This window comes from Amycolatopsis sp. NPDC005232 (assembly GCF_040607795.1).
Taxonomy (GTDB): domain Bacteria; phylum Actinomycetota; class Actinomycetes; order Mycobacteriales; family Pseudonocardiaceae; genus Amycolatopsis.
The window spans coordinates 92782-118591 of the sequence record NZ_JBEXHL010000009.1; the positions used below are offsets into that span (position 1 = coordinate 92782).

Annotated in this window: 26 protein-coding genes; 18 read left to right on the plus strand and 8 right to left on the minus strand. The window is 71.6% G+C overall.

The features are described 5' to 3' along the window. Positions 1–34 precede the first annotated feature (34 nt). Positions 35–745: an SDR family NAD(P)-dependent oxidoreductase gene (locus ABZU76_RS19070; protein ID WP_354871082.1), complete on the plus strand. Its 711-nt coding sequence runs from the start codon at positions 35–37 to the stop codon at positions 743–745. A gap of 81 nt (positions 746–826) precedes the next feature. Next, complete coding sequence (locus tag ABZU76_RS19075; protein WP_354871085.1) at positions 827–1420, plus strand: hypothetical protein; 594 nt, start codon at positions 827–829, stop codon at positions 1418–1420. Here ABZU76_RS19075 and ABZU76_RS19080 read toward each other — a convergent pair. Together ABZU76_RS19080 and ABZU76_RS19085 are read right to left on the minus strand one after the other, a co-directional pair. Further along, positions 1323–2033 (minus strand): hypothetical protein, encoded by a 711-nt coding sequence (locus ABZU76_RS19080; RefSeq protein WP_354871087.1) that lies wholly within the window; start codon positions 2031–2033, stop codon positions 1323–1325. The two genes, ABZU76_RS19075 and ABZU76_RS19080, sit on opposite strands and share 98 nt — an antisense overlap. Before the next feature lie 53 nt (positions 2034–2086). Further along, positions 2087–3163, minus strand: coding sequence for a C40 family peptidase (locus ABZU76_RS19085; RefSeq protein WP_354871090.1), 1077 nt, complete (start codon positions 3161–3163; stop codon positions 2087–2089). Positions 3164–3327: 164 nt separating this feature from the next. Here ABZU76_RS19085 and ABZU76_RS19090 point away from each other — a divergent pair, with 164 nt between their 5' ends. From ABZU76_RS19090 to ABZU76_RS19115, 6 genes are all read left to right on the plus strand, one after another. Beyond that, a complete protein-coding gene (locus ABZU76_RS19090) occupies positions 3328–4137 on the plus strand; it encodes a biotin--[acetyl-CoA-carboxylase] ligase (protein ID WP_354871092.1) in 810 nt (269 codons plus the stop codon). Positions 4138–4328: 191 nt separating this feature from the next. Further along, positions 4329–4922, plus strand: a complete 594-nt coding sequence (locus ABZU76_RS19095; RefSeq protein ID WP_354871094.1) for a PH domain-containing protein — start codon at positions 4329–4331, stop codon at positions 4920–4922. Between the two features lies 1 nt (position 4923). Next, complete coding sequence (locus ABZU76_RS19100) at positions 4924–5865, plus strand: hydroxymethylglutaryl-CoA lyase (protein ID WP_354871097.1); 942 nt, start codon at positions 4924–4926, stop codon at positions 5863–5865. Position 5866: 1 nt separating this feature from the next. After that, entirely contained in the window at positions 5867–6430 is a 564-nt protein-coding gene (locus ABZU76_RS19105) for a GNAT family N-acetyltransferase (RefSeq protein WP_354871099.1), read from the plus strand. Between the two features lie 120 nt (positions 6431–6550). Continuing rightward, positions 6551–7402: a TNT domain-containing protein gene (locus tag ABZU76_RS19110; RefSeq protein WP_354871102.1), complete on the plus strand. Its 852-nt coding sequence runs from the start codon at positions 6551–6553 to the stop codon at positions 7400–7402. Then, the gene (locus tag ABZU76_RS19115; RefSeq protein ID WP_220246333.1) at positions 7399–7659 is read left to right on the plus strand and encodes a hypothetical protein; all 261 of its coding nucleotides are present in this window, start codon (positions 7399–7401) and stop codon (positions 7657–7659) included. The genes ABZU76_RS19110 and ABZU76_RS19115 overlap by 4 nt, the downstream gene beginning before the upstream one ends. A gap of 69 nt (positions 7660–7728) precedes the next feature. Here ABZU76_RS19115 and hisN read toward each other — a convergent pair whose 3' ends face one another. Continuing rightward, entirely contained in the window at positions 7729–8517 is a 789-nt protein-coding gene (gene hisN / locus ABZU76_RS19120) for a histidinol-phosphatase (RefSeq protein ID WP_354871105.1), read from the minus strand. Between the two features lie 42 nt (positions 8518–8559). Between hisN and ABZU76_RS19125 the strand changes: the two genes are divergently transcribed. The 3 genes from ABZU76_RS19125 to ABZU76_RS19135 all read left to right on the plus strand — a co-directional run bounded on the left by ABZU76_RS19125 (position 8560) and on the right by ABZU76_RS19135 (position 11245). Continuing rightward, positions 8560–9261 carry a response regulator transcription factor gene (locus ABZU76_RS19125; protein WP_220247366.1) on the plus strand — a complete coding sequence of 234 codons (702 nt, stop codon included), beginning with the start codon at positions 8560–8562 and terminating at the stop codon, positions 9259–9261. A gap of 15 nt (positions 9262–9276) precedes the next feature. Beyond that, positions 9277–10560 carry an ATP-binding protein gene (locus ABZU76_RS19130; protein WP_220247367.1) on the plus strand — a complete coding sequence of 428 codons (1284 nt, stop codon included), beginning with the start codon at positions 9277–9279 and terminating at the stop codon, positions 10558–10560. A 181-nt stretch (positions 10561–10741) separates the two neighbouring features. After that, positions 10742–11245, plus strand: a complete 504-nt coding sequence (locus tag ABZU76_RS19135; RefSeq protein ID WP_354871108.1) for a hypothetical protein — start codon at positions 10742–10744, stop codon at positions 11243–11245. A gap of 31 nt (positions 11246–11276) precedes the next feature. Here the strand turns inward: ABZU76_RS19135 and ABZU76_RS19140 are convergent, their stop codons facing one another. From ABZU76_RS19140 to ABZU76_RS19155, 4 genes are all read right to left on the minus strand, one after another. Further along, positions 11277–12110, minus strand: a complete 834-nt coding sequence (locus tag ABZU76_RS19140; protein WP_354871111.1) for an NAD(P)H-binding protein — start codon at positions 12108–12110, stop codon at positions 11277–11279. Positions 12111–12330: 220 nt separating this feature from the next. Beyond that, positions 12331–12855 (minus strand): GtrA family protein, encoded by a 525-nt coding sequence (locus ABZU76_RS19145; RefSeq protein ID WP_354871113.1) that lies wholly within the window; start codon positions 12853–12855, stop codon positions 12331–12333. 37 nt (positions 12856–12892) lie between these two features. Beyond that, a complete protein-coding gene (locus ABZU76_RS19150; RefSeq protein WP_354871115.1) occupies positions 12893–13396 on the minus strand; it encodes a GtrA family protein in 504 nt (167 codons plus the stop codon). 10 nt (positions 13397–13406) lie between these two features. Then, on the minus strand, positions 13407–15659 hold the full coding sequence (locus ABZU76_RS19155; RefSeq protein ID WP_354871117.1) for a sigma-70 family RNA polymerase sigma factor: 2253 nt from the start codon (positions 15657–15659) through the stop codon (positions 13407–13409). 266 nt (positions 15660–15925) lie between these two features. Between ABZU76_RS19155 and ABZU76_RS19160 the strand changes: the two genes are divergently transcribed. The 7 genes from ABZU76_RS19160 (at position 15926) to purE (ending at position 24050) form a co-directional block, all read left to right on the plus strand. Further along, positions 15926–16768, plus strand: coding sequence for a GGDEF domain-containing protein (locus ABZU76_RS19160; protein WP_354871119.1), 843 nt, complete (start codon positions 15926–15928; stop codon positions 16766–16768). A 60-nt stretch (positions 16769–16828) separates the two neighbouring features. Further along, positions 16829–18241, plus strand: coding sequence for a glycosyltransferase 87 family protein (locus ABZU76_RS19165; RefSeq protein WP_354871121.1), 1413 nt, complete (start codon positions 16829–16831; stop codon positions 18239–18241). 7 nt (positions 18242–18248) lie between these two features. Next, the gene (locus tag ABZU76_RS19170) at positions 18249–19379 is read left to right on the plus strand and encodes a glycosyltransferase 87 family protein (RefSeq protein WP_354871592.1); all 1131 of its coding nucleotides are present in this window, start codon (positions 18249–18251) and stop codon (positions 19377–19379) included. Positions 19380–19438: 59 nt separating this feature from the next. Then, positions 19439–21049 (plus strand): LuxR C-terminal-related transcriptional regulator, encoded by a 1611-nt coding sequence (locus tag ABZU76_RS19175; RefSeq protein ID WP_354871124.1) that lies wholly within the window; start codon positions 19439–19441, stop codon positions 21047–21049. 103 nt (positions 21050–21152) lie between these two features. After that, on the plus strand, positions 21153–22298 hold the full coding sequence (locus ABZU76_RS19180) for an NAD(P)-binding domain-containing protein (protein ID WP_354871126.1): 1146 nt from the start codon (positions 21153–21155) through the stop codon (positions 22296–22298). A gap of 50 nt (positions 22299–22348) precedes the next feature. After that, a complete protein-coding gene (locus tag ABZU76_RS19185; RefSeq protein ID WP_354871128.1) occupies positions 22349–23533 on the plus strand; it encodes a 5-(carboxyamino)imidazole ribonucleotide synthase in 1185 nt (394 codons plus the stop codon). A 19-nt stretch (positions 23534–23552) separates the two neighbouring features. Then, entirely contained in the window at positions 23553–24050 is a 498-nt protein-coding gene (gene purE / locus ABZU76_RS19190; protein WP_220246345.1) for a 5-(carboxyamino)imidazole ribonucleotide mutase, read from the plus strand. A 1-nt stretch (position 24051) separates the two neighbouring features. Here the strand turns inward: purE and ABZU76_RS19195 are convergent, their stop codons facing one another. Then, positions 24052–25716, minus strand: coding sequence for an AMP-binding protein (locus tag ABZU76_RS19195; RefSeq protein WP_354871131.1), 1665 nt, complete (start codon positions 25714–25716; stop codon positions 24052–24054). Positions 25717–25810: the final 94 nt, after the last annotated feature.

A 25810-nucleotide genomic window follows, 5' to 3' on the forward strand; every position in this document is an offset into this window, starting at 1 on the left:
GATAGTCCGGCTTCGGCGGAGTTGGCTTGTCACCATGACCAAGTCGCTAGTCGTGTTCGGAGCCGGCCCGGGTGTCGGCCGCGCCATCGCCCGCCGCTATGGAAAGGCGGGTTACGACGTCGTCCTCGTCGCCCGCCGCCGGGCTCCGCTGGAGGAATTCGCGGCAGTGCTGGCGGCCGACGGCAGCACCGCCCACGTCCTCCCCGCCGACCTGTCCGAAACCACTTCGATTCCCGCTCTTGCCACGGGGATCCGCGCTCTTGTCGGCGACCCCGGCGTCGTTTACTACGCCCCTTCGCCCGCCGACCCGGGCTTCACCGCCGCCGTCTCCCTCACCGCCGCCCGGCTGCACGAACTGATGCCGCTCACGCTCGACGCCATCCTCGCCGTGGTCCAGGAGTTCCTTCCCGCCATGCTCACTCGCGGCGAGGGCGCGATCCTCACCGCCCAGGGCGCGGCCGCCGTCTCCGGCCGGGCCCACATGACCGGCTGGGCCACGCTCCTTGCCGCGCAACGCAACTACCTCCAGGCGCTGGCCGCGGAGGTCGCCGACCAGGGTGTGTTCGTCGGCCAGCTCCACATCGGCGCCCGCATCACCGGCACGCCCTTCGACGACCACTACCGCGCGTCGGGCCAACCCGAGGCCGCGTTCCCGGCCGCCGATCCGGCCGACCTGGCGGAGCTGTTGTGGACCATGCACGCCGACCGCAAACCGCAGGAGCTGCTGGTCCCTTCGGACTGGTGACGCGTTTCCGGCCGCCGTAACTCGGTTGAGCGCCGTCGTACGGTGATCAGTACCCAGGGGAACTCCTCGAAGGAGCCGGACGTGCCATTCACCGATGCGACCGAACCTTTTCCCCCGGAGCTGAAGACGGACGAGTTCGCCCTGCGTCCGATCGTGGTCGGCGACACGGAGAAGGACTACGCCGCCGTGATGGAAACGCGGGAGCCCCTGCGGTTGTGGCGGCAGTCGACGTGGCCCGAGGACGAATTCACGGTGGAGGAGAACCGGAAGGACGTCGTGGACATGGAAGAACGCCATGCCGCGCACCGCGCGTTCAATTACACCGTGCTCGACCCGGCCGGCACCAGGTGCGTGGGCTGCGTCTACGTCTTCCCCCCGAGCGCCACGTTCCTCGCGAAGTCCACGGTGATTCCCGTCGGTGCCGACGAGTGGGCGGACGTCGACGCGGTCGTCTTCTTCTGGGCTCGCCAGCCCGAAATGGAGAAGGGAATGGACGAACGTCTTCTCGCCGCGCTCCGCACGTGGTTCAAGGACGAGTGGAAGTTCGAGAAAACCGTGTACGCCACGAGCGAGCCGTTCACCCAGCAAGTGGAGCTCCTGGAGCGGACCGATCTGAGCCTGAAGTTCGAGCTGATCGAGCCCGGCAAGGCGGGAAAGCGGCTCGTCTTCGGCTGAGTGGCCCCGAACTCGGGACGCGGCCCCTCGGTCGCCGGGCCGGGCACTCCTTGGGCGACGCGCCTCCGACGCCGGCCACGATCGTCGCGCCGGCCAACGGGTCCGGCGCCGGCCGCGGCGCGTCGAGGTCCACGGGCTCGACCTCGAAGTCGGTGAACACCTCGCGCACGACGTCCTCGCGCAGCCCGTCCGACGATCGCCACCACGCCAGCGGTCCCTGGACCCCGACCCGGTCGTTCGGGCGCTGGTCCCGCTCGACGTAGTCCGACCAGCGCCGCATCAGTCCGGGGTGGCCCGCCGTGGCCACCACGCCGACGAGCGCGAGCTCCTCGAGCACGCTGCCGTACGCGCGGACCGAGGTTGTGTCCAGCAGCCGGTGGCGCTTGAGTTCCGTGCGAGCAGCCCCGTAGCCCCTGCCCTCGTCGTGGGTGGTCCGCCGCAGTACGTCGTGGGGCCGACCGGAGGCAGCCAACACGTCCGCGTCGCGCTTCGTCGCATCCGTCACCCTCGGCAGGGAGACACCCGCGTCCTTCAGGAGCGTCCTGTCCGCGTTCACCCGTGCGTAGTGCGCGAGCAGATCGACCAGCGGCTCACCGGATTCCTGGCTGTGCACGGCGAAAGGCTGACCGAGCCCGCCCGTCGCCAAGACGGCTGAAGTAACGGTGATCAGGCCGGGCGGCCCGCGCCCGCGTAGTCGTCGCCGCGGGAGTGGTAGGTGTGGATCTGGATGGCCTGGCCCTCGGTCGGCGCGTTGATCATCAGGCCGTTGCCCAGGTACAGGCCGACGTGATGGATGCGCGTGGCGGGGGAGCCGTAGAAGACGAGGTCGCCCAGCTGCGGTTCGCCGGTGACCGGGGGCAGCGAGCGGAACTGGCTGTCGGCCGTGCGGGGCAGCGCGACGCCGGCGCTGTCGTACGACGCCTTCGTCAGGCCGGAGCAGTCGAAGCCCGCGGCGCCGGCGTCGGGGCCGTTGCCGCCCCAGACGTAGGGGAGGCCGAGCTGGCCGAGGGCGAAGCGGGTGGCGCGCACGGCCGGGCTGTTCGCCTTCGCGGGGTCGAGGGAGAGCGTGGCGTAGAGCTGCGCGTTGCCGAGCACGCGCTGGCGGAACAGCTCGGTGTCCTTGCTCGCGTACGCGGCGATCGACTTCCACCAGCCCGTGCCCGCGGACAGGTCGGCGCCGCCGGCGCAAAGGGCGCGGCCCGCGGCGACCGACGCCGAGCTGGGGTCGGTCAGAGCAGGCTTGTCGATGCCGGGGATCTTCGCGCCGTACTTCTTCCACGCTGCCGGCGACAGGCCCATCGGGTTGTCGCCGTGGCGGCCGTGGTCCGAGCCGGCCTCGCCGACGCCCGCGAGCGTCACCCACGAAAGGTGGCAGCCGGGGTCTTCGGAGCGCAGCGCGAGCTCGCCGTCGGCGTAGCCGATCAGCGCGTCGGCGGGGATGTCCAGGGGGCCGGCGAGCGACTCGGCCCACTGCTGCAACGGCGTCTTGCCGCCACCGCCGGAGGCGCCCTGCCCGGGTTCCTGCGCCGCGACGGGCGCGCTCACCTCGAGCACCGACGGTCCGGCCTGAGCCGTGGCGGCGGTCGCGACGGGAGTCTGCGGCGCGGGTTGGTCACGGTCGGCCACGATCCAGCCCGCGGTGACGAGGCCGGCCACGAGCGGCAGCGCGACGAGTCCACGGTGGAACGCACCGCGCGCCCAGGACTTGCCTGTCCCCTTGCCGGCAGCGGCAGACGAGGGCACGGCAGTTTCTTCCGGCACGGTTTTTGAATCCGGCACGTCTTTTGAATCGAGCACAGCGCTGTGCTCGGGGTCAGGCGGCGTCACAGCGTCCAATCTAGGAGAGCGCACCTTTACGTAACGAGCGAGTCGCTTGCACGTTAGGGGGACTCTCATATTCTGGGCACATGTCTGGCATGGACGCAGCGCGACTGCGCGAGGGACTCGGCGATCGGTACACCCGGGTGGACGTGGTGGAGTCCACCGGCTCCACCAACGTCGACCTGCGGGAAGCCCTGGAAAACGGGGGTGCGGACCGCACGGTGCTGCTCGCCGAGCAGCAGACGGCGGGCGTCGGCCGGCGGGCGCGTTCGTGGAGCTCGCCGAAGGGTGCCGGGCTGTACTTGAGCGTGGCGCTGCGGCCCGCGGGCGTCCCCTTCGCGGCGCTCGGCTCACTGTCCGTGGTGGCCGGCCTCGCCGTGCGCGGGGTCGCCGCCCAGTTGGGGGTCGACGCCGTTCTCAAATGGCCTAACGACGTGCTGGCCGGACCCGACCGCGCCAAGTGCGCGGGGATCCTGGCCGAGGCCGTCGCGGGCGGCGAGCCGGCTGTCGTGCTCGGCATCGGCCTCAACGTGCTGCCGCTCGGCGAAGACGTGCCGGCCGGCCCCGGCGGCCTGCCCGCGACGTCGCTCGCCGAGCAGGGCGCCGCAGACCCGGACCGCACCGAGGTCGCGCTGGCTCTGCTCACCCGCCTCGACGACCTCGAACGCCGGTGGCGCGGCGCGTCCGGCGACCTCACCGCCGCCGGCCTGCTCGACGACTACCGCGCCCACTGCGCGACCCTCGGTCAGGAGGTGCGCGTCGAGCTGCCCGGCGACCGCGCCCTCACCGGCCGCGCCGCCGACCTCGACGCGACCGGGCAGCTGCTGGTCGACGCCACCGACGGCCGCCGCGTGACCGTGTCCGCCGGCGACGTGGTGCACGTTCGCCCGGCGTGACCTACTGTGCCGATCGTTACCAATCCGACCACAGTCACGGCCGAATGGCTTCGCGGCAACGGTTACGTGCCGCGCGGGGGTCGGCCTACTTTTGGTCGGATTGGTAAACCGCGGTGTCCGGGCGCCGCGAGCGCCCTCGCGCCGGTACGGTGAGTCGACCAGCGAAGACATGAACCAGGGGAGCGTCCGCCGTGGCCTATCCGGACGATTTGCTCAGCCAGAACGAGGAAGTGGTGGTGCACAGCCACCCGCATTTCAAGATGCTGATCTTCCCGTTCGTGGCCTTCGTGATCACGATCGCGGCCGCCGTGTGGCTCATCCTGCTGGCGCAGGACGCGACGGCGCCGTGGAACAACGTCGCGATGATCGCCATCGGCGTGGTGGCACTCGTACTCGTGGTGTGGCTGTTCCTCGCGCCGCTGGTGCGCTGGCGGACCACGCACTTCATCGTGACCACCGACCGGTTGATCGCGCGCGAAGGCGTGGTGAAGCGCACCGGCATCGACATCCCGATGTCACGCATCAACAGCGTCCAGTTCGAGCACGGCCTGCTGGACCGGGTGTTCGGCTGCGGCACGCTGATCATCGAGTCGGCCTCCGACGAGCCGCTGAAGTTCGACGACATCCCTCACGTCGAGCGCGTGCACACGGTGATCTACCGCGAGGTCAACGACAACCCGTACGACGACTACCGCGGCGCACCGGGGCAGGGCGGACAAGGCGGCGCCCAGGACACCGAACCGCTGCCGCCGACGAACCACCCGCCGCGCGGACGGCGGCGCTGACGTGGGCGCCCGCGAAGTCGGCCTGCCCGAACGGGTCCCCGCCGAGGGCCTGCCCCGGCGCGTGACGATCTGGGAGGTCGGTCCGCGCGACGGCCTGCAGAACGAGTCCGCCGTCGTGCCGGTCGAGGTGAAGCTGGAGTTCCTCGACCGCCTCGCCGGCGCCGGTCTCACCACGCTCGAGGCGACCAGCTTCGTGCACCCGAAGTGGGTGCCGCAGCTCGCCGACGCCGAACAGCTGCTCGCCGGCCTCGACCGCCGCGAGGGCGTGCGCTATCCCGTGCTCGTGCCCAACGAGCGCGGCCTCAACCGCGCGCTCGACGCCGGCGTCTCCGACATAGCGATCTTCGCCAGCGCCACCGAGACCTTCGCGCAGAAGAACCTGAACTCCACGCTCGACGAGCAGTTCGCCATGTTCGAGCCGGTCGTCACGCGGGCGCGCGCCGAGGGCCTGGACGTGCGCGGCTACCTGTCGATGTGCTTCGGCGACCCGTGGGAAGGCGTGGTGCCGGCCGAGCAGGTCGTGCGCGCTGGCAAGCGGCTGCTCGACTTCGGCTGCTCGCAGCTGTCGCTGGGCGACACCATCGGCGTCGCGACCACCGGTCAGGTCACGCGGCTGGTCCAGGAGTTCGAGAAGTCCGGAGTGGCCGTTTCCGCGCTGGCCGTGCACTTCCACGACACCTACGGCCAGGCCCTGGCCAACACCGAGGCCGCGCTGCGCGCCGGAGTATCCACTGTGGACTCATCGGCCGGCGGCCTCGGCGGCTGCCCGTACGCGGAGTCGGCCACGGGCAACCTCGCCACCGAGGACCTCGTGTGGCTGCTGGAGGGCCTCGGCGTGGAGCACGGCGTGGACCTCGGCAAGCTCGTGGAGACGAGCGTGTGGATGGCCGGGCAGCTCGGCCGGCCGTCCCCGTCGCGGGTCGTGAACGCCCTCGCCGGCTGACGTGCGCGAGTTCGTTCCGCTTGACGCAGCTTCGTGGCCGCTGTTCGAGCAGCTCTTCGGGCCGGGCGGCGTGCAGGGCGGCTGCTGGTGCGCGTTCTTCCGCCTGACCGGGCCGGACTTCAAGGCCGCGGGGCGCGACGGCCGCAAGGCGCACGTGCGCGGTGAGGCCGAATCCGGCGTGCCGCTGGGTCTGCTGGCTGTGGTCGACGGTGAGCCGCTCGGCTGGGTCGCCGTGTCGCCGAAGCCGGACAACCCGCGGCTGGCGCGCTCGCCGGTGGCGGCTTCGGCCGAACCCGGGAATGTCTGGGCGGTGACGTGCTTCTACGTCGACCGTCGCGGCCGTCGGCGAGGACTGGCGGCCGAACTTCTGCACGCGGCCGTCGAGTACGCGGCGGAGCGCGGCGCCGACGTCGTCGAGGGCTACGCCGTGGCCGCCGGCGACCGCCCGCCCGCGGATCTTTACCACGGGACCCTCGGCCTGTTCACGCGCGCGGATTTCGAGGTCGTCGAACGACGCGGAGTGGCGCGGGCCTTGGTGAGGCGGAAGATCGCCTCTGCCGGATAAGGTGGAATCACCACCTTGTCCGGTGCCGCGCGGAAGTTCCCCCTATCGGGGAATTGTGTGGAACCGGCTGGCGCGGCGGACGTCTTTCCTGAAGCCGGAGCAACCGAGAAGAGGGTGTCCGTGTCCGAACACGCCGAACCGGTCGACACCGACTTGGCCACCGGGCCCATCCGGCTGCCCGCGCAGTACGGCGGCTTGCTCGACGGCGGGTTCGACGACGTCCCGACACCCCCGACCGGCACCCGCCTCCCGCCCGCGCGGCCGGCCCCGCGCCTGCCGTTCGCGGGCCGGCCGCACAACCAGGTCTTCCGCGGGCCCGTGCCGTACCCGGCGCCCCCGCCCCCGCCCCCGCCCCCGCCCCCGCCTCCGCCTCCGCCGATGGGGGCGCTGCGCACCGAGCGCGAGAGCGTGCTGGCGTTGTTCCTGGTCCACATGTTCCCGATCGGGCACCTGCCCGTGGCCGCGGACCGGCCCGCGCTGCAATTGCCGTTGCCGGACAACGGTTCCGGCCCGTTCGACCACCCGGACTCGGCGCTGCTCGACGACACCGCGACGCTCGAATACGTCTCGCGGGGCCTCCGTCGCACGCCCGCGCCGCCCGCCGACCCGCGGCCGCCCGCCGCGCTTTTCGCGGGCTACGAGCCGGGCGCCGAGGACACCGCGTGGCCACCGGTTCAGGAAGAAAAAGCCGTGGTACTCCCGGAAAACACGTGGCTCGACCGCTTCGGCGACGAGCACGGCCGCCTCTTCACCGTCGACGGCACACCGTTCGCGCAGCGTTCGCTGCCGGAGTCCACGCGCCACGCCGGCTACCGGCGCTACCGCGTGGTGAAGCCCGTGCCCATGTGGAGCTCGACCGCGCCGGAGTGGTTCGGACAGCCGGGCGGCGGGATCCGCTACCGTGCCGTGCTGGCCGCCGACGAGCTGGTCACCCTGGGATTCCTGGCCGACGTCACGCGGGAGGCGCGATGAACACGCAGTCGATCCGGCGCTGGCTCGACCGGCTGGGCGTGCCCGCGGAGGTCGTCTCCGTCGGCACCGAGGCCGACAACGCGTGGTGCCTCATGCCCGCCGACGACGAGGGCTGGGAAGTCTTCTGGCGCGAGCAGGGCAACCGTTACGACTGGGCGCGCTTCACATCGGAGCAGGTCGCCTGCCACTACCTCTTCGGCCGCCTCGCGTGGTCGCAGGTCGCGCGCGGCGCTGTCGGCGTGCTGCCCGGCCACTGAACCGCTCGTGAGCGGCGGGGCGAACCGCTACTCACGAGCCCGTCGGAGCAGGTCCAGGAGCAGGCCGGCTCAGCGCTTGAGCACGGCCAGCGCGGCGTCGTGCAGCGCGCCGTTGCTCGACAACGCCGAGCCGCCTTCGTAGGTCGCCGCGCCCGTGAGGTCGCTGAACCGCCCGCCGGCCTCCGTCACGAGGACCTGCGCGGCCGCGACGTCCCACGGGTTCACGATGCACTCCGCCGCGAGGTCCAGCGCACCCTCCGCCACCAGGCAGTGCTGCCAGAAGTCGCCGAACGCGCGGCTCTCCCAGCAGGCCTCCGTCAGAGCGAGGTACTTCTCGCGGGAGTGGTACTCGGTCCACGTGTTGAGGTCCGTCGTGGAGAGGTACGCGTCTTCCAGCGAAGCCACGGCCGACACCGCGAGCCGCCGCACCCCGGCCGTGTCGCTGCTGTACGCGCCGTCGCCGTGCGAAGCCCACCAGCGGCGGCCCAGCAGCGGCGCGGTGATCATGCCGACGACGGGCGAACCGTCCTCGACCAGCGCGATCAGCGTGGCCCAGACGGGCACGCCGCGCAGGAAGTTCTTGGTTCCGTCGATCGGGTCGAGCACCCACGCGCGGCCGGTCGCGCCGGCCGTACCACCGCGTTCTTCGCCCGCGACCGCGTCGCCGGGGCGCTCTGTGGCGAGGATCGCACGGATGGCGTCCTCGACGGCGGTGTCCGCGTCGGTCACCGGAGTGCGGTCGGGTTTGCGGGACACCGAGAGGTCGAGCGCGCGGAAACGCGCTGTGGTGATCGCGTCGGCGGCGTCAGCCAGCCGGGTGGCAAGGGTCAGATCATCCTCGTAGCCAGGCACGGTCACGATGGTTTCACGGGTGTTCGCCGTAAGGTTGGCGAGGTGAGCATGGTCCTACTTGCCGAAGACGATCCCACCATCGCCGAGCCGCTGTCCCGGGCGCTGCAGCGAGAGGGGTACGAGGTCGAGGTCGTCACCGATGGACCGGCGGTGCTCGGCGCCACCTCCGCCCACCGCGTCGACCTGCTCGTGCTCGATCTGGGCCTGCCGGGCATGGACGGGCTGGAGGTGTGCCGCAGACTGCGTGCCGGCGGCACCGAGCTGCCGGTGCTGATGCTCACCGCCCGCACCGACGAGGTCGACTTCGTCGTCGGGCTCGACGCGGGGGCCGACGACTACGTGGCCAAGCCGTTCCGCCTGGCGGAGCTGCTCGCCCGCATCCGCGCGCTGCTGCGCCGCCGGGTGCCGGAGGTGCTGGAGTCCGGGGGCGTCCGCATGGACCTCGGCGCGCGGCTCGTCACCGTCGACCTGCACGAGGTGCAGCTGGCGAACAAGGAGTTCGAGCTCCTGCGCGTGCTGATGACCCGCGCGGGCCAGGTCGTGAGCCGCGACGAGATCCTCGCCGAGGTGTGGAACGAGCTGGAGTCGAAGACGTCGAAAACGCTCGACATGCACATGTCCTGGCTGCGGCGCAAGCTCGCCGTCGCGGCCGACGAGGCGGCCGGGCGCCCCGCCAAGTCCACGCACTCCGACGGCGAACGGCGCATCGCGACCGTCCGCGGTGTCGGCTTCCGCTTCAACGTCGAATAGCGTCGCGCGATGAGCATGCGCCGCCGCATCCTGATGGCGATCCTGCTGGCCGTGCTCGTGACCGCGGCCGTGCTCGGGATCCCGCTCGGCGTCACGGCCTGGCGCCTGGTGGAGAACCTCAATCGCGAGAGCCTGGCCGAACGCGCGCGGGTGATCGCCGCGACCGTCGACACGCAGGTCGCCAACGGCGACGACATCGACATCCAGCAGTTCCGCGTGGGCGTGCCGCACGGCGGGTTCCTGGAGGTCCGCGGCGACGGGCTGATCGAGAAGCACCTCGGCGTCAACCCCGGGCCCGACCCGGTCGTGGAGATCGTGCCGACGGCACGCCACGGTGAGGTGGTCCTGTCGATCCCCAGAGGTCCCGTGCGCACGAAGCAGACGCAGGTGACGCTGCTGGTGGTGCTGCTGGTGGTGCTGTCCGTCGGCACCGGCGCGGTGGTGGCGACGGTGACCGCGCGCCGACTGGCGAAACCGTTGCGGCACGTCGCGGACCGCGCGTCGCGCCTCGGCGGCGGCGACTTCCGGCCCGACCCGGGCCGCTACCGCGTGGCCGAGCTGGACATGGTCGCTGAGGCGCTGGACACGTCGGCCTCGGCCCTGGCGCAGCTCGTGCAGCGGGAGCGGCAGCTCGTCGGCGACGTTTCGCACCAACTGCGCAGCCGGCTCACCGCGTTGCAGCTGCGGCTGGAACCGCTGACGGTGCACGGCGACCCCGACGTCGTCGAGGAGTCGCGCGCCGCGCAGGAGCAGGCCGACCGCCTGGCCGAAGCCCTCGACGAGCTGCTCGCCGCCGCCCGCGCGGCTCGCGAGGTGGACGCCGAGCCCGTCGACCTGCACGCAACGCTGCCGCAAGTCGCGGAGGAGTGGCGCCAGCTGCTGCGGGTCGAGGGCCGCAACCTGCGCCTGAAGATCGCCGACGGCCTCATGGCCCGCGCGACCCCCGGCCGCCTGCGCGAAGTCATCGGCGTCCTCCTGGACAACGCCCTGCGCCATGGTGCCGGCACCGTCACCCTCGCCGCGCGCCGCGGCGAGTCCGACGCCACCGTCGTCATCGAGGTCGGCGACACGGGCTCCGGCGTGCCCGACGAGCTCGCCCCGCACATCTTCGAACGCGGCTTTTCCGGCGGTGGCTCCACCGGCGTCGGCCTCGCCCTGGCCCGCGCCCTCGTCGAAGCCGACGGTGGCCGCCTCGAACTGTCGAACAAACGCCCGGCGATCTTCAGCCTGTTCCTGAAGGTGCCCCGCCCGGACGACGTCGGCGAGGTCCGCTGGCCGGCGGAGCCGGTGCCGCGCTAGCCCGAGCGGCGGGGATACCGGCCGAGGTGGACCGCGAGCTTCGCCTTCTCGAGCAGCGAGAAGCCGTTCTCCACCAGACCCGCGACGACGATCCGCGCACCCGTCGCGGAGTTCGAGCTTGCCGACGGCGGTCCAGAGCGTGCCGCCCGTGCGCTGGTGCACGTAGGCGACGTCGGCCCACTTGACCGCGCGCGTGCCGTGGCGGTCGGTGTGGACGAAACCGCCTTCGTGCAGCCGGAACTCCTCGTCGCCGTGCCGCACCTCGCTCACGCCGACGCTCACGCCGCTCACCAGCACGGCAAACGCGAGCCCGGCCAGCGCCGCGAAGCCCCCGATCGGCACCACGTGGTCGTACGAGTCGTCGCCAAGGCTGATGAAGGCGAACCAGAGCACGGCCGCGAGCCCGGCGAAGCCGACCACCGTGGCCCACAACGCGACGCGGCGGCGCCGGCCCGCCTTGCGGTGCACCGACACCAGCGACCCCAGCTCGTCGGGCCCCGGCTTGGTTTCCCTGACCCGGGCGATCTGCCGCACCTGCCGGCGCCGAAACGTCCTGGACGAGCGGATCTTCGCGATGGTGTACCACGTCATGCCCACCAGCCAGACCGCGCCGATGACGACCACGACCTCGGGCACCGCCGGTTCCTGGTCCACCTCGCGCCCCCCTTCCGGAGGCCGAGGCTAGAACTGCGGCCGGGGACCGGTCTCCGCCTTGGTCACCCGGCGACTTCCCTGGCCCAATCGGCGAATGTCAGCGGCTTGCGTCCCAGTAGCCGTTCCACCGTGTCGAACACGACGTCCTCCCGGCCGGCCGACTGGCGCTTGAGCTCGAACGCGCCGTCGATCGCCTGGGCCGGCCAGCCCAGGGCGAGCATGCGCGCGCGGGCGGCGGGTTCAGGCTCTTCGACGTAGCGCACCGGTCGGCCGAGCACGTCGGCGAGGATGGCGACCTGCTGGGCGGGTGTGAGGGCTTCGCCGCCGGTGAGCTCGTAGGTGGCGCCCTCGTGGCCGGGGGTGGTGAGCACGAAAGTGGCAACGGCGGCGATGTCGCGGACGTGCACCAGGGCCGACGCGGGGTCGCCTTCGGGGACGTACACGGCGCCGTCCGTGCGGGCGGAGTGGAGCCAGAAGCGGCGGTTGTCCATGAACGCGCCGGGGCGCAGGATCGTCCACGCCGGACCGGCTTCGCGGATCGCCTGCTCCGCGCGGGCGTGGGCGAGGGTGATCGGGTCCGTTTGTCCGAAGTGGACGCCGGTGGTGGACAGCTTCACGAGGTGGGTGACACCGGCCCGGGCGGCGGCGCCGGCGAGCGCGGTCTCCTGCGCAGCCGAGTCGCCACCGTGGCCGGAGGTCAGCACGAACACCCGGGAGACGCCGTCCAGTGGCAGGGAACCGACGTCGTCGAGGTTGCCGCGCACCACTTCGGCGCGGGGGTCGATGTGGGCGCGGCCCGGGGCGCGCGTGAGGGCGCGGACGGAGGCACCGGCGTCCAGCAGAGCGGGAACGAGGGCGCGGCCGACCTTGCCGGTGGCGCCGAGAACGAGGATCACGAAAAGAACTCCTTGAGACAGAACGAAAACCGCACGAGGGCGTGCGAGGGCACGAGACGGGAAAAGGTTCCGACCGTCACCCGTGAACGGGTGCGGTCCTCTTCGCGCTCGGCGACCACCTCGGATTCGTCCCACCGGCCCGGTCGACCCCGGGCGGCGTCTCAAGAAGGAACAACAACAAGCATGACGTTAGACAAGTGCATGTCGACGAGCAACCAATTTACCGCGGCAGCCGCGTGACCTGCTCGCGCCGGCGTTCGCCCAGCTCGGCCGGGAAGACCCACTTCTTGAAGCCCCAGTACCGGAACACCATCGCCAGCAGCATGCCGATGATCGAGCCGCTCGCGAAGTCGGCGAACTCCTGCATGAACCTCGAGACGAACGGCTCTTCGAGATGCAGCACGTACCGCGAGACGTACAGCGGGATCAGGTTCACCACCACCGCCACACCACTGATTACGAAGAACAACGCGGCCTCGTGGGTCCGCTCGCGGCCGCCGCGGGTGCGGAAGGACCACTCGCGGTTGAGCACGTACGACACGATCGTGGCCACGATGATGGCGATGGCCTTCGCGGTCGTCGGCTTCGACTCGAGGACGCTGAGCTTGAGCAGGTACCAGACGCCGTTGTCGACCACGAAAGTCGTCCCGCCGACGATCGCGAACTTCAGCATCTCCCGGTGCTTGATGAGCACCGAGCGCAGTGGCTCCGGCGTGCGGGCCAGCACGGTCTCGACAACGGTCACGCCGCCCAGTTTAGAGAACCCGAGGTCACCGCGGGTCTCAGGCGGCCTTCCTGCCGGGAATGTCCGCATCGTCCGATGACCTGACCGCACGCAGGCGGGCACCCTCCGTGGGGAACACCCACTTCTTGAACGCCCACCAGCGGAACAGCGTGCCCAGCAGCGTGCCGATGATCATGCCGCTCACGAAGTCGGCGACTTCCTGCCCGAGCAGCGTGAGGTGCGGCTGCTGCAGGTCGAGCACGTAGCGCGAGATCCACTGCGGCAACGCGTTGAGCCCCAGCGCGATGCCGCTGATGAGGAAGAACAGCGCGGCCTCGTGCGTGCGCTCGCGGCCGCCGCGCGTGCGGAACGACCATTCGCGGTTGGCGACGTAGGAGAAGATCGTGGCGATCAGCACGCCGATGATGAGCGCCGTGACCGGGTTTTGCCGGAGCACGGTGAACTTCAGGACGTAGGTGATCGCCGTGGTGATCAGGAAGCTGATCCCGCCGACCACGGCGAACCGCAGCAGTTCGCGGTGCTTCGCCAGGAACCCTCGCACCTGGGCGACGCTACCCCCTCAGCCAGTCGAAAAAGCCGCGGGGCTCGATCGACGGCGGGGTCTCGCCGGGTTTGCCGGAGTTGCCGCTTCCCGGGGTCGGGGGCGCGCTCGTGGTGGTCGACGACGTGCTCGGCGGGGTGGTGGTGACCGGGTCCGTCGGCTTCGCCGGCGGGGTGCTCGACGGCGTCGGCTTCCGGTGCGGCGGCTTCTTCGACGAGCTGGACGATTCGGGGGTTTCCGAGGTCGTCGTCGAGGAAGTAGACGGCGTCGGCGGGACTCCGGTCGTCGGGTACGGCACGTCGCAGATCTCGAGCCAGCAGCCGAACGACACCTTGGCCTGCTGCGCCGCCTTGCCGAGCGTCGCGTTCACGGTCACGGCCGCGTTGTGCGCCGGTCGGCCCTTGAGCCGCACCCACAGGTTCACGTGCTGGCCGGGTGCGAGCGCACCGCGCGTGGTGCACGTGGCGCCCGTGTCCGTGGAGTGGCACGGGAAGCCGCTGAGGCTCCACGACTGGTACAGCGCGTGGTCGAAGGTGACCGTGACCGGCTTCGTGGTGTCACCGGTGTTGCGGACGCGGACGTAGACGAGCGGGTTGCGCGTCCACGGGAACGCCGAGAGCCCGTCGGTGTCGGCCTGCAGTGCGAGCAGGTCGGGCGGGGACTTCACGGTGACCTTCACGCTCACGGCGACCTTGATCGTCGCGCCCGCCGTGACCGAACCCGTGACGGTGCCGCCCTGCGCGGAGTCGTCGGCCTGCAGGCGGAACGTGAGCACGGCCGTCTGGCCGGGCTGCAGGCCGGAGCCCGTTTTGCACGTCACGGTGCCGGTGCCGCCAGGGCAGTCGACGCTGAGCTGGGTCGTTGCCGGCGTATCGGCTTGGCGCGAGAAGCCGCTCACAGCACCGCCGCCACCTCCCGAGGGCACGGCGGACACACCGGGCGGCAAATTCAACGCGACCTGCACGGGGTCGGACGGGCTGCCACCGTCGTTGCGGACTGTGATCGGCAGGTTCACCGGTCCGGCGCCGGGCTGGAGTTCGAGATCACCGGAAGGAGTGGTTGCCGACATCTTCGCCGCCGCGGGTGTCGCAGGGGGCGGCGGTGCCGCGGGCGGCGCGGCAGGCGGCTGGACGGGCGGGGGCGCGGGGACCGCGGGCGGCGGCGCCTGCGGCGGTGCGGGCGGGGCCGGGGGCGCGGGAGGCGCGGGCTTGGCCGGCGGCACCGCGGGCGCGGCGGCCGGCGGCGGGACCTGCGCGGCCACGGGGATCTCCTGCGGCGAGCCGGCCGCGGCCAGCGCGACCGCCACCGTCGCCACGATGGCGGCGCCCGAAGCCGCGACGCCCGCGAACTGGCGGGGCGCGGAAGCGGCGGCTGCGGCACCGGCCTTGGCACCACCCGCCGCGGCGGCGCCGGCACCCACGGCGGCACCGGCCGTGGCCGCGCTCGCCTTCGCGGCGCCGATCGTCGCGAGGTAACCCAGCGCGGCGCCGCCCAGCACGATCGGAGCGATGATCGCGCGCAGTCCGCCGTTCACATCGGCCAGTTCGGCCGCCAGTCCGCGGCAGTCCTCGCACTCGTCGAGGTGGTTCTCCACTTGGGAGCGTTCGCGTTTGGACAGCCCGTCGCGCGTCCACGCGCCGAGCCGCTCGGCCGTGGCGTGGCAGCGTTCGGCGGCGGTTTCCTGCAGGTGGACTTGCAGGTACGCCTGGCGCAGGCCCTCGCGGGCGCGGTAGGCGAGCGCGGACACGCCGTTCGCGGTCAAGCCCAGCAGTGGTGCGACCTCGGCCGGGCTCTGCTGCTCGATCTCGGTGTGCCAGAGCACGGCCTGCCAGCGTTCCGGCAGCCGCGCGAACGCTTTCGCCGCCAGCGTGCGCTCGAGCCCGGCCACGGCGGTGTCGGAAAACGGCACGGTGAGCGCCTCGCCGATGGCCCCGCCGACGTCGCTCATGTCCTCGTTGAGGTCGACGCGGCGGTCGCGGCGGGTCTTGTCGTACGCGGTGTGGCGCAGGGCGGTGAGGAGGTAGGCGCGGAACGCGGTGTCCGGACCTTTGCCGCCGCGCAGCGTCTCGAGGACCTTCGAGAAGGCTTCGGACACGAGGTCGTCGGCCTCGGAGCTCGAACGCGCGAGCTGGCGGGCGAGGTTGTGGGCGGCGCGGCTGTGGCGTTCGTAAAGGGGCCCGTAGCTGGCGATGTTCCCCGAGCGGACCTCGGCGATCAGCTCGGTGTCGCTCTTACCGGACAGATCGGCGGGAACGGTGGACACGAGGCTCCTTCATCTGGCGCACGCGGCCTGGCCAGCCACGATCTACCTCTGTAACGCGAGCACAAGTGTGACGGACGCGGCGATACGCGTCACCTCGTGGTCGGTGTGTTGACTCCGTCGGCGCAACAAGTTCACCCGGGTCTGGGGTGTGTCGCTGCGGCCGTCCTGCGAAAAAGACCCCGGAACGCCGTCACGCGGACGGCGGTGTCACGTCCCCTGAGTGGAGCAGGACAAGATCGACATCGACCGGGAAGGAGCGGTGGCCAGTGGATGTACCGGCGACCGGGGCACTGTCCGGTCCCGCCGGCGAGCAGGAGTCCCGCACCCGGTTCGACCGGGATCGGAACCTGCGCGCGCTGCGGGCCAGATGGCGCACCGCCAGTCTCGCCGCGGGGTGGCGCTTCCCGAGCGACTGGGCACTGCCCGAAGTGGACGCCGTGTGCGCCGCCGTGGTCCGCCACGGCGCGACGGGCGCCGAGACGGCGCTGGCCGGCCTCGGGCGAGCCCGGGCCGCCGCGGGCGCGAACCTCTCGGAGACGCTGTCCGACCTGGCCGCGCTGCACGCGGTGCTCGCCGACCCGGACGCGGTCGACGGCTTCGTCTCACCGGACGTCGACGCGACACCCGCGCGGTTACTGCGCGTGACCGCGCTGGCGTGGGCGGACGTGGCGACGGATCAGCTCGCGCACACCGAGGTGACCGATCCGTTGACCGGGTTGCCTTCTGCCGCGTACCTGCGGACGCGGCTGGCGGAGGTCTACCGGGCGAGTGCGGCCGACGAGCATGTGCTGCTGGTGGTGGCGATGGACCTGACCACGGTGTCCGGCTGGCCCCGGCTGACGGGGATGATCTTGGTGGCCGACGCGATGCGCGCGGTCTTCGACACCGGCGAGAGCCACGCGACGCTGGGCCCGTCGGTGGTCGCGGTGCTGTGCCGCCGGGACGGCCGGCTGGCTTCGCGGGGGGTGGCTTTGCGCCGGGCCCTGAACGACCGGCTGTCGGTCGACGCGCAGCTTCGGGAGGTCAACCGGCCGCGCGTCTCGGCGGTCCGCCTGCCTGCTTCGCACGACCGTGCGTGCGACTTGCTGGCGGACCTCGCCCGGGGCTGACGCTCGGCCCCGGCCCGACCCATCGGGCCTGCTCCGGCGCGTTCATGATTTCCTGGTGTGGTGACCAGGACCGTACCCTCCGCCGTCGACGGCGAAGTTCCGGCGAGCGCTGCCCAGCCTCGTCTGGCCCTGCGCAAGTCACTCGCCAGACTGTCGATGCGGCCGCGGTCGATCCTGATCTTGTCGGTGATCCCGCTGGTCGCGATCGGTGTCGGGATCTGGGGCTGGACGCACGAGTGGGGGCTGGGCGTCGACAGCGCGGTCTACCGCGGCGGCGCGCTCACCCTGCTGCACGGGGACTCGCTCTACGACACCAACACCCTGTCCACCGAACCGTGGTGGGCGCTGCTGCCGTTCACGTACCCGCCGACGGCCGCGTTGTTCTTCGTGCCGCTGGCGCTCGTGCCGACGCAGGTGGCGTGGGGGTTCCTGACGGCCGTCTCGCTGGGCGCGCTCGCGCTGTCCGTGCGGATCTCGATCGGCGCGCTGCCGCGGCCGGAGGAGGACGGGCCGCGGTGGTGGGCCTCGCCCGCGCGGTCGACGATCGTGTTCTTCGTGGTCTTCCTCGGCTTGGAACCGGTGTGGCGCACGATCTTCCTGGGCCAGATCAACCTGATCCTGATGGCCATGATCCTGCTGGACATGCTGGTGCTCGGCGCGCGCGGCAGCCGGTGGGGCGGCGTGCTGGTGGGCGTCGCGGCGGCGATCAAGCTCACGCCGCTGGTGTTCCTTGGCCACCTGTTCATCACCGGCCGCCGCAAGGACGCGTTGCGCGGGCTGGCGACGTTCGTGGTCCTGCAGGGCCTGATGTTCCTGATCAACTCCCACGACGCGTGGCGTTACTGGACCGCGACGCTGCCCGACACCGGCCGCATCGGGCCCGTGCACTGGGCCGGCAACCAGTCGCTCAACGCGCTGATGAACCGCGCCACCGACCTCGCGCCGTGGGCGTCGAAGGCGGCGATGGGCATCGGGCTCCTGCTGGCGATCCCGGCGCTGTGGCTGCTGATCCGCTTCCACCGCAAGGGACAGGCGCTGGCCGCGCTGCTCGTCACGGCGTTCTGGACGCTGCTGATGTCGCCGATCTCGTGGTCGCACCACTGGGTGTGGGTGGCGCCGCTGATCGTGCTGCTCGTGTCGCGCCTGCCGAAGACGACGCCCGCCACGGCGTGGAAACGCTGGCTGGGCACGGGGCTGGTGGCGTTCGTGTTCGTCAGCTGCGTGCTGCTGATCCTGCCCAACGGCCGCAACGTCGAGCTGCACTGGAAGGTGTGGCAGAACGTCCTCGGTGACGCGTACATCCTGATGCCGGTGGTGCTGGGGGTTGCCTTGATCCTGCGGTGGGGGCTGCAGCGGCGGGCGCGCAATCGCGGTTCGGGCCCAGGCCCGGATTCGGGGCCGGATTCCGGTTCTGGTTCGGGTTCGGGCTCTGGGGAGGCCGCGGACCGTGCCGACGCCACGCCGGCTCGCTGACCCGCGCCTGCTGGCGCTGCCGTTTCTCGCACTCGTCCTCGGAGCCGTCGTCTGGCTCACCCACCGGCACCTCGGCGCCGACAGCGCCGTCTACCGCGGCGGCGCGCTGACCCTGCTCAAAGGCGAGCCGCTCTACACCACCGGCGATCTCACGACCCTGCCCGACTGGGTCCGGCTGCCCTTCACCTACACCCCCGCCGCGGCCGCGCTGTTCCTCCCGCTCGCCCTCGTGCCGGCCGGGCTGGTGTGGGGCGTGGTGACGGTGTTGTCGGTGGTGTCACTGACCGTGGTGATCGCGATCGTCGCGCGCCCCTCGCGCTGGTGGCTCCTCGGCGGCACCGCGTTGGCCCTGGCGCTGGAACCGGTGTGGAAAACGCTGTTCCTGGGCCAGATCAACCTGATCCTGATGGCGTTCGTGGTCGTCGACGTCCTGGTGCTTTCGCTGCGCGGCTCACGCCGGGCGGGCGTGCTGGTCGGTGTCGCCGCGGCCATCAAGCTGACGCCCCTGATCTTCGTGCCGCACCTGTTCTTCACCGGCCGCTGGAAAGACGGCCTGCGCGCAGTGGCCACCTTCGTCGGCCTCGAGACCGTTATGTTCGCCGTCATCCCGCGCGACGCGTGGTTCTTCTGGACGAAGTCGGCCACCGACCCCAGCCGCGTCGGCTCGGTCTCGTGGATCTTCAACCAGTCGCTCAACGGCCTCGTCAACCGCGCCTCCGCCCTCGCCCCGTGGTCGCTCACGGTGGCCGTCGCCGTCGGCGCGGTGCTCGCCGTGCCCGCTGTGTGGCTCGTGATCCGGCTGCACCGCCGCGGCGAACCGAAGGCCGCCCTGCTGGTGACGGCGTTTTACGGACTGCTGCTTTCGCCCGTTTCCTGGTCGCACCACTGGGTGTGGGCCGTGCCGCTGATCGCCCTGCTCGTCACCACGGGCCGCCGCTGGTGGGCCCTCGCGGCCACCGCGCTGTTCGCCTCGGAAGTCGTCATGCTCGTCCCGAACGGCGCCGACGTCGAGTTCACGTGGGGCCTGGGCTGGTCGATCCTCGGCAACGCCTACGTCGTCGCGGCGGCCTGCACGATCGTCGGCCTGGTGGTGCGCGAGCTGCGGCTGAGTTCTCCCGTGGCGAGGCTGGCGAAATAGCGTCGCCGCTCCCCAGCGTCGAATCCGCGTCGTACAGTGGAACGACTGCCGGGAGGTGCATGGCGGTGGTGAACGGCGAGACGGCCGAGCGGGCCTTCGCCGGACAGGCGTGGCGGGAGGTGTACACACGGCTCACCGGAGGCCGTGCGTCGCTCACCGCGGAAGATCTCGTGCGCCTTTCGACGGCGGCTTATCTGCTCGGGCACGACGACGAAAGCTTCGAATCACGGGAGCGCGCGTATCTCGAGTACGTGCGGGATGGTGGGCTGGCCGAGGCTGCCCGGTGCGCGTTCTTCCTGGCCCTGCCACTGCTGCTGCGGGGTGAGCCGGCTCGTGCGAACGGTTGGCTGGCGCGGGCGCGGCGGCTGCTCGACGAGCACGGCCTGGACTGCGTCGAACGGGGTTACCTCCTCGTCCCGGTCGGCCTGCAGCGCATCCAGGGCGGTGACACCCGGGGCGCGCACGACGCGTTCACCGCCGCCGTGCAGATCGCTTCCCGCTTCGGCGACACGGACCTGCTGGCGCTGGGCCGGCACGCACAGGGCCGGGCTCTGATCAAGCTGCACCGCACCGCCGAAGGACTGGCCCTGCTCGACGAGGCGATGGTCTCGGTGACCTCGGGCGAGGTGTCGCCGATCCCTGCCGGAGTGGTCTACTGCAGCGCGATCGAAGGCTGCCACGAGGTTTTCGACGTCATCCGGGCGCAGGAGTGGACGGCGTCGCTGAGCGCGTGGTGCGCGGCGCAGCCGGACCTGGTGCTGTTCCGCGGCCAGTGCCTGGTGCACCGTTCGCAGGTGCTGCAGGCTCTCGGCGCGTGGCCGGAAGCCCTGGTGGAGGCCCGCCGCGCCGGTGAGCGGCTCTCCGGCCTCCGCCGTCAGCCGGCGCTCGGCATGGCGCTGTACCAGGAGGCCGAGCTGCGGCGGCTGCGCGGCGAGCTCACCGCGGCCGACGACGGTTACCGGAAAGCCGGCGAGTACGGCCATCCCACCCAGCCCGGCTGCGCGTTGCTGCGCCTGGCCCAGGGCCGGACGGCGGCGGCTGTCTCGGCGATCGGCCACGCCGTGGCCGAGGCGGCGGACGACCACCTCGTGCGCGCCCGGATGCTCGCGGCGCAGGTGGAGATCGTGCTGGCCGCCGGAGAACCGGGTGCCGCCCGCGGCGCGGCCGACGAGCTGACGGCGATCGCCGCCGAGATCGGGATGCCGCTGCTGCGGGCGACGGCCGCGCACGCGCGGGGCTCGGTCCTGCTGGCGGAGGGCGATCCCTCGGCCGCGCTGGCCGAGCTGCGCACCGCGTGCGAGGGGTGGGCCGAGCTGGACGCGCCGTACGACGGAGCCCGCTCGCGCCTGCTCATCGGCCGGGCCCGGCAGCTGACGGGTGACGACGACGCGGCCGAGGTGGACTTCGCCACCGCGCGTGAGGTCCTGCACCGGCTCGGCGCCGGCACCAGCGTTCCGCCGATTCTGCCGACGCCGCCGACCTCGCTGACCGAGCGGGAGCTGCAGGTGCTGGCGCTGGTGGCCGAGGGGCTGTCGAACCGGCAGATCGCGGTGCGGCTGGTGATCAGCGAACACACCGTGCGCCGGCATCTGCAGAACGTGTTCGCCAAGCTCGGCGTGCCCTCGCGCGCCGCCGCGGCCACCCACGCGGTTCAGCACCACCTCATCTGACCCGTGGTACGGACGGACCATCCCGCCCCCGACCGAAGTGGTACGGCTGTTCGATGCCGACCGCACGGGCGGCTCCTAACGTGCTGGTCAGGAGGTGTCACTGATGAACGAGCACGAGCGCACCGAGACCGTGATCATCGGGGCGGGGCAAGCGGGCCTGTCAGCCGGCCACTACCTCGCGCGGCGGGGGCGCGACTTCGTAGTCCTCGACGGCAACGACCGGATCGGGGACAACTGGCGCTGCCACTGGGACACGCTGCGGTTGTTCACCCCGGCCCTGGCGGCCGGGCTGCCCGGCATGGCCTACCCGGGCCCGCCGATGCACTACCCGACCAAGGACGAGATGGCGGACTACCTCGAGACCTACGCTCGCCGGTTCTCGCTGCCCGTGAGGGGTGGGCAGCGCGTGGAGAGCGTGAGGCGAACCGAGGCCGGGTACGAGGTGACCACCGGGACCACGACGTTCACCTGCGACAACGTGGTGGTCGCGACAGGTACCTTCGGCCGTGCGCCGCGGGTCCCGGAGTTCGCCGGGGGGCTCGACCCCGGGATCCGGCAGCTGCACTCCAGCGAGTACCGCAACCCGGCGCAGCTGAAGCCCGGGGCGGTCCTGGTCGTCGGCGCTTCGCACTCGGGCGGCGACATCGCGTACGAGGCCGCTCGGGCGGGTCATCCGACGGTGCTCAGCGGGCCGATCCGCGGTGAGTTCCCGTTCGACATCAACCGGCGCCCGGCCCGGGTCATCTTCCCGGTGCTGTTCTTCGCGGCCAAACACGTGATGACCCTGCGGACGCCGCTCGGCCGTGCAATGCGGTCCGAGATCCGGGCGCACGGCGGACCGTTGATCCGGGTGAAGCGCGCCGACCTGACCCGCGAGGGGGTCGAACTCGTCGCCGACCGCACGACCGGCGTCCGCGGCGGTGCGCCCGTCCTCGGCGACGGCCGAGTGCTCGACGTCGCCAACATCGTGTGGTGCACCGGGTTCCGCCAGGACTTCTCCTGGATCGACCCGCCCGTCACGGACGACTCCGGCTGGCCGCGTGAGGAGCGCGGCGTGGCGACCACGGCACCCGGCCTGTACTTCGTGGGGCTGTCGTTCCAGTGGGCGTTCTCGTCGATGCTCGTGGGTGGCGCCGGCCGCGACGCCGAGTACGTCGTGAAGCACTTGACCGCGCGCACCAAGGCGGCGGCCGGGGAGCGGAACGGACGCGCGCGGCTGGGCGCGGGTGCCGGTGGCGTGGCTCACTGAGCCGGTACCCGCAGCTCCGCCAGGTCTCGCCAAGTAACCTGAGCGGCGCTATGGACAAACGAACCGGTCTTCCCGTGGTGGGCATGGTGGGTGGCGGGCAGCTGGCCCGCATGACGCACCAGGCGGCGATCTCCCTAGGTCAGTCGCTGAGGGTCCTGTCGGCGAGTGCGGACGATTCGGCCGCGCTCGTGGCGTCCGATGTCGTCATCGGGCACCACACGGACCTTGAGGCGCTGCGGAAGTTCGCGCAGGGTGTCGACGTGCTCACGTTCGACCACGAGCACGTGCCGGGTGAGCACCTGCTGACGCTCGTGATGGAGGGCGTCGTGGTGCGGCCGGCGCCCTCGGCGCTCGGGTTCGCGCAGAACAAGCTCGTGATGCGCGAGATGATGGCCGGCATGGAGGTGCCCGGCCCCGCGTTCGCCGAGGTGTCCACTGTGGACGACGTGATCAGCTTCGGCGCGGCGCACCGGTGGCCGGTGGTCCTGAAGGCCGCTCGCGGCGGGTACGACGGCCGCGGCGTCTGGATGCTCGACACGGCGCAGCACGCGCGCGAGGTGGTGCCGCGCCTGCTCGACGCGAGCACGGCGCTGCTGGTCGAGGAGAAGGTCGAGATGAAGCGCGAGCTGGCGGCGCTGGTCGCCCGCTCGCCGTTCGGCCAGGGAGCCGCGTACCCGGTGGTCGAGACGGTGCAGACCGGCGGCATCAACACCGAGGTCCTCGCCCCCGCGCCCGGCCTGTCCGAGGAGCGCGTGCACGAAGCGCAGGACCTCGCGTTGCGCATCGCGTCGATGCTGGACGTCACGGGGCTGCTGGCCGTCGAGCTGTTCGAGACGGAGAAGGGCCTGCTCGTGAACGAGCTGGCCATGCGCCCCCACAACTCCGGCCACTGGACGATGGACGGCGCTCGCACGTCGCAGTTCGAGCAGCACCTGCGCGGCGTGCTCGACTACCCGCTGGGCCGCACCGACCTCGTCGCGCCCGCGTGCGTGATGGCCAACGTGCTCGGTGCCGACGTCGCGCCGCAGATGAGCCCGGACGAGCGCGTGCACCACTTGTTCGCGCGCTACCCCGACGTGAAGATCCACCTCTACGGCAAGCAGGACCGCCCCGGCCGCAAGCTCGGCCACGTCAACTTCGTCGGCAACGACATGGACGACCTGCGCAACCGCGCGCTGCTGTCGGCCCACTGGCTGTCCCACGCCGTCTGGCTCGACGGCTACGAGATCCACTGATCCGCTGAAGGGAACACATATGGCGCCGCAGGTGGGCGTGATCATGGGCAGCGACTCCGACTGGCCCGTCATGGAGGCCGCCGGCCAGGCCCTGGCGGAGTTCGGCGTGGAGTACGAGGTCGGCGTCTATTCCGCCCACCGCACGCCGCAGCGCATGCTGGACTACGCCACGTCCGCCGCCTCCCGCGGCCTGCGCGCCATCATCGCCGGCGCCGGCGGTGCCGCCCACCTGCCCGGCATGGTCGCCTCCGCCACCGTGCTGCCCGTCATCGGCGTCCCGGTCCCGCTGAAGTACCTCGACGGCCTCGACTCGCTGCTCTCCATCGTCCAGATGCCCGCCGGCATCCCCGTCGCCACGGTCTCCGTCGGCGGCGCGCGCAACGCCGGCCTCCTCGCCGTGCGCATCCTGGCGGCTTCGGACCTGCAGCTGCAGTCGAAACTGGCGGAGTTCCAGTCGAGCCTGGAGGCGCTGGTGCTGGAGAAGGACGCGGCGCTGCGGGAGAAGGCCGGCCAGTAGTTCAGGGCAGCTGCTTTCGAAGCTCCCGCTTCAGCACCTTCCCCGCCGCCGAGACCGGGATCTCGTCGACGAAGTACAGCTCCCGGATCCGCTTGTACGGCACCACCTTCTCGTTCACCGCGGTGATCAGCTCTTCGGCATTCAGGTCCGCATCCGGCTGCCCCACCACGAACGCGACGGGCAGCTCGCCGACGTCGGCCTGCGGGCGGCCGACCACGGCGGCCGTCGCGACGCCCGGCAGTGCGATGAGCAGCTCCTCCAGCTCGCGCGGGAAGACGTTGTACCCCTTGTACAACAGCATGTCCTTCTTGCGGTCCACAATGGACAGATAGCCGTCCTCGTCGAGCACGCCGATGTCGCCCGTGTGCAGCCAGCCGTCGACGAGCGCCGCGGCCGTTTCGTCCGGCCGGTTGCGGTAGCCGCGCATCATCTGTGGCCCGCGCAGGCACACTTCGCCCTCGACGCCGGCGGGCAGCGGGTCCTCGTCGAGGCCGACGATCTTCACCTCCGTGTCGAAGATCGGCCCGCCGACGGAGCCCACCTTGCGCACACCCGAGCGGTACGACGGCGAGATCACCGCGCCCATCGTCATCTCGGTGAGGCCGTAGCCCTCGGCGATCACGATGCCGGGGAAGCGCTCGTGGAGCGCGCGGATCATCTCGTGGTTCATCGGCGCCGCGCCGGAGCCGATGCTGCGCACGGACGACAGGTCGGCCGTGTGGAACGCGGGCGTCGCCAGCAGCGCGGCGAACAGCGCGGGCGCGCCGCCGAGGGACGTCACGCGCAGGCGTTCGGCGTCGGCGACGTACGCGGCCGGGTCGAAGCGCGCGTGCAGCACGGTCTGGGAACCGCTGAGCAGCGCGGCGTTGAGGCCGGCGATCACGCCCATCGCGTGGAACCACGGCGTCAGGTTGATCGCGACGCCGGTCCCGAGGCGTCCGACCCACTCGTCCGCGCTGCCGATCTGGTCGAGGATCACGTCACCGTACGTGTCCAGCGCCGGGATGGAACCGCTGCTCCAGCACGCGCTCTGCAGCGTGTTCGCCACGATGTTGCGGTGCGTGAGCTCCACGCCCTTCGACCGGCCGGTCGTGCCGCCGGTGTAGGCGAGGTGGGCGAGGTCGTGGTGGACGTCGATGGCCACGTCGGGCCGGGTGGCCGGCGCTTCGGCGAAGAACTGCTTGAACTCGACGACGGCGTCGGACCAAGCCGGCGCACTCGGCGCGACCACGATCGTCAGCCGCGCCGGGATCCGGTCCGCGACGGCCGCGACAGTGCCCGCGACCGGCCCGAACGTGACCACCGCGGCGGCCTCGCAGTCGGTGAGCTGGAAGGCCAGGTCGTCGGGCGGGAGCAGCGGGTTCGTCGGGCTGAAGGTCGCGCCGGCGAGCAGGGTGCCGTAGTAGGCGACGGGATAGGCGAGGCAGTTGGGCAGGTGGATCGCGACCACGTCGCCGTGGCCGATGCCGCGGGCGAGCAGCGCGTTGGCGAACTTGCACGCGCCTGCGTACGTTTCGGTGAAGGTGAGGCTGTCGTCGCCCATGGCGAACGCGGTGCGATCACCGAAGCGGACGGCGGCGCCGGCGAGTATCGAACCCACCGGAACATCGGGGTAAGTGAGGGAAGCGGGCAATCCGGGCGGCGGCGTCGACGCGGTGATGGCCATCACCCGACCTTACGAAGAGTGCGGCCAAGGACACAAGAACGAGCGGAGCGCCCGGCGTGAACGAGCGCTAACATCGACAAAACTCTCCCCATTG

Coding starts and splice junctions, on each gene's coding strand:
- ABZU76_RS19070 (WP_354871082.1), top strand. CDS start 35: ATGACCAAGTCGCTAGTCGTGTTCGGAGCCGGCCCGGGTGTCGGCCGC.
- ABZU76_RS19090 (WP_354871092.1), top strand. CDS start 3,328: ATGTCTGGCATGGACGCAGCGCGACTGCGCGAGGGACTCGGCGATCGG.
- ABZU76_RS19115 (WP_220246333.1), top strand. CDS start 7,399: ATGAACACGCAGTCGATCCGGCGCTGGCTCGACCGGCTGGGCGTGCCC.
- ABZU76_RS19125 (WP_220247366.1), top strand. CDS start 8,560: ATGGTCCTACTTGCCGAAGACGATCCCACCATCGCCGAGCCGCTGTCC.
- ABZU76_RS19130 (WP_220247367.1), top strand. CDS start 9,277: ATGCGCCGCCGCATCCTGATGGCGATCCTGCTGGCCGTGCTCGTGACC.
- ABZU76_RS19175 (WP_354871124.1), top strand. CDS start 19,439: ATGGCGGTGGTGAACGGCGAGACGGCCGAGCGGGCCTTCGCCGGACAG.
- ABZU76_RS19180 (WP_354871126.1), top strand. CDS start 21,153: ATGAACGAGCACGAGCGCACCGAGACCGTGATCATCGGGGCGGGGCAA.
- ABZU76_RS19185 (WP_354871128.1), top strand. CDS start 22,349: ATGGACAAACGAACCGGTCTTCCCGTGGTGGGCATGGTGGGTGGCGGG.
- purE (WP_220246345.1), top strand. CDS start 23,553: ATGGCGCCGCAGGTGGGCGTGATCATGGGCAGCGACTCCGACTGGCCC.
- ABZU76_RS19195 (WP_354871131.1), bottom strand. CDS start 25,716: ATGGCCATCACCGCGTCGACGCCGCCGCCCGGATTGCCCGCTTCCCTC.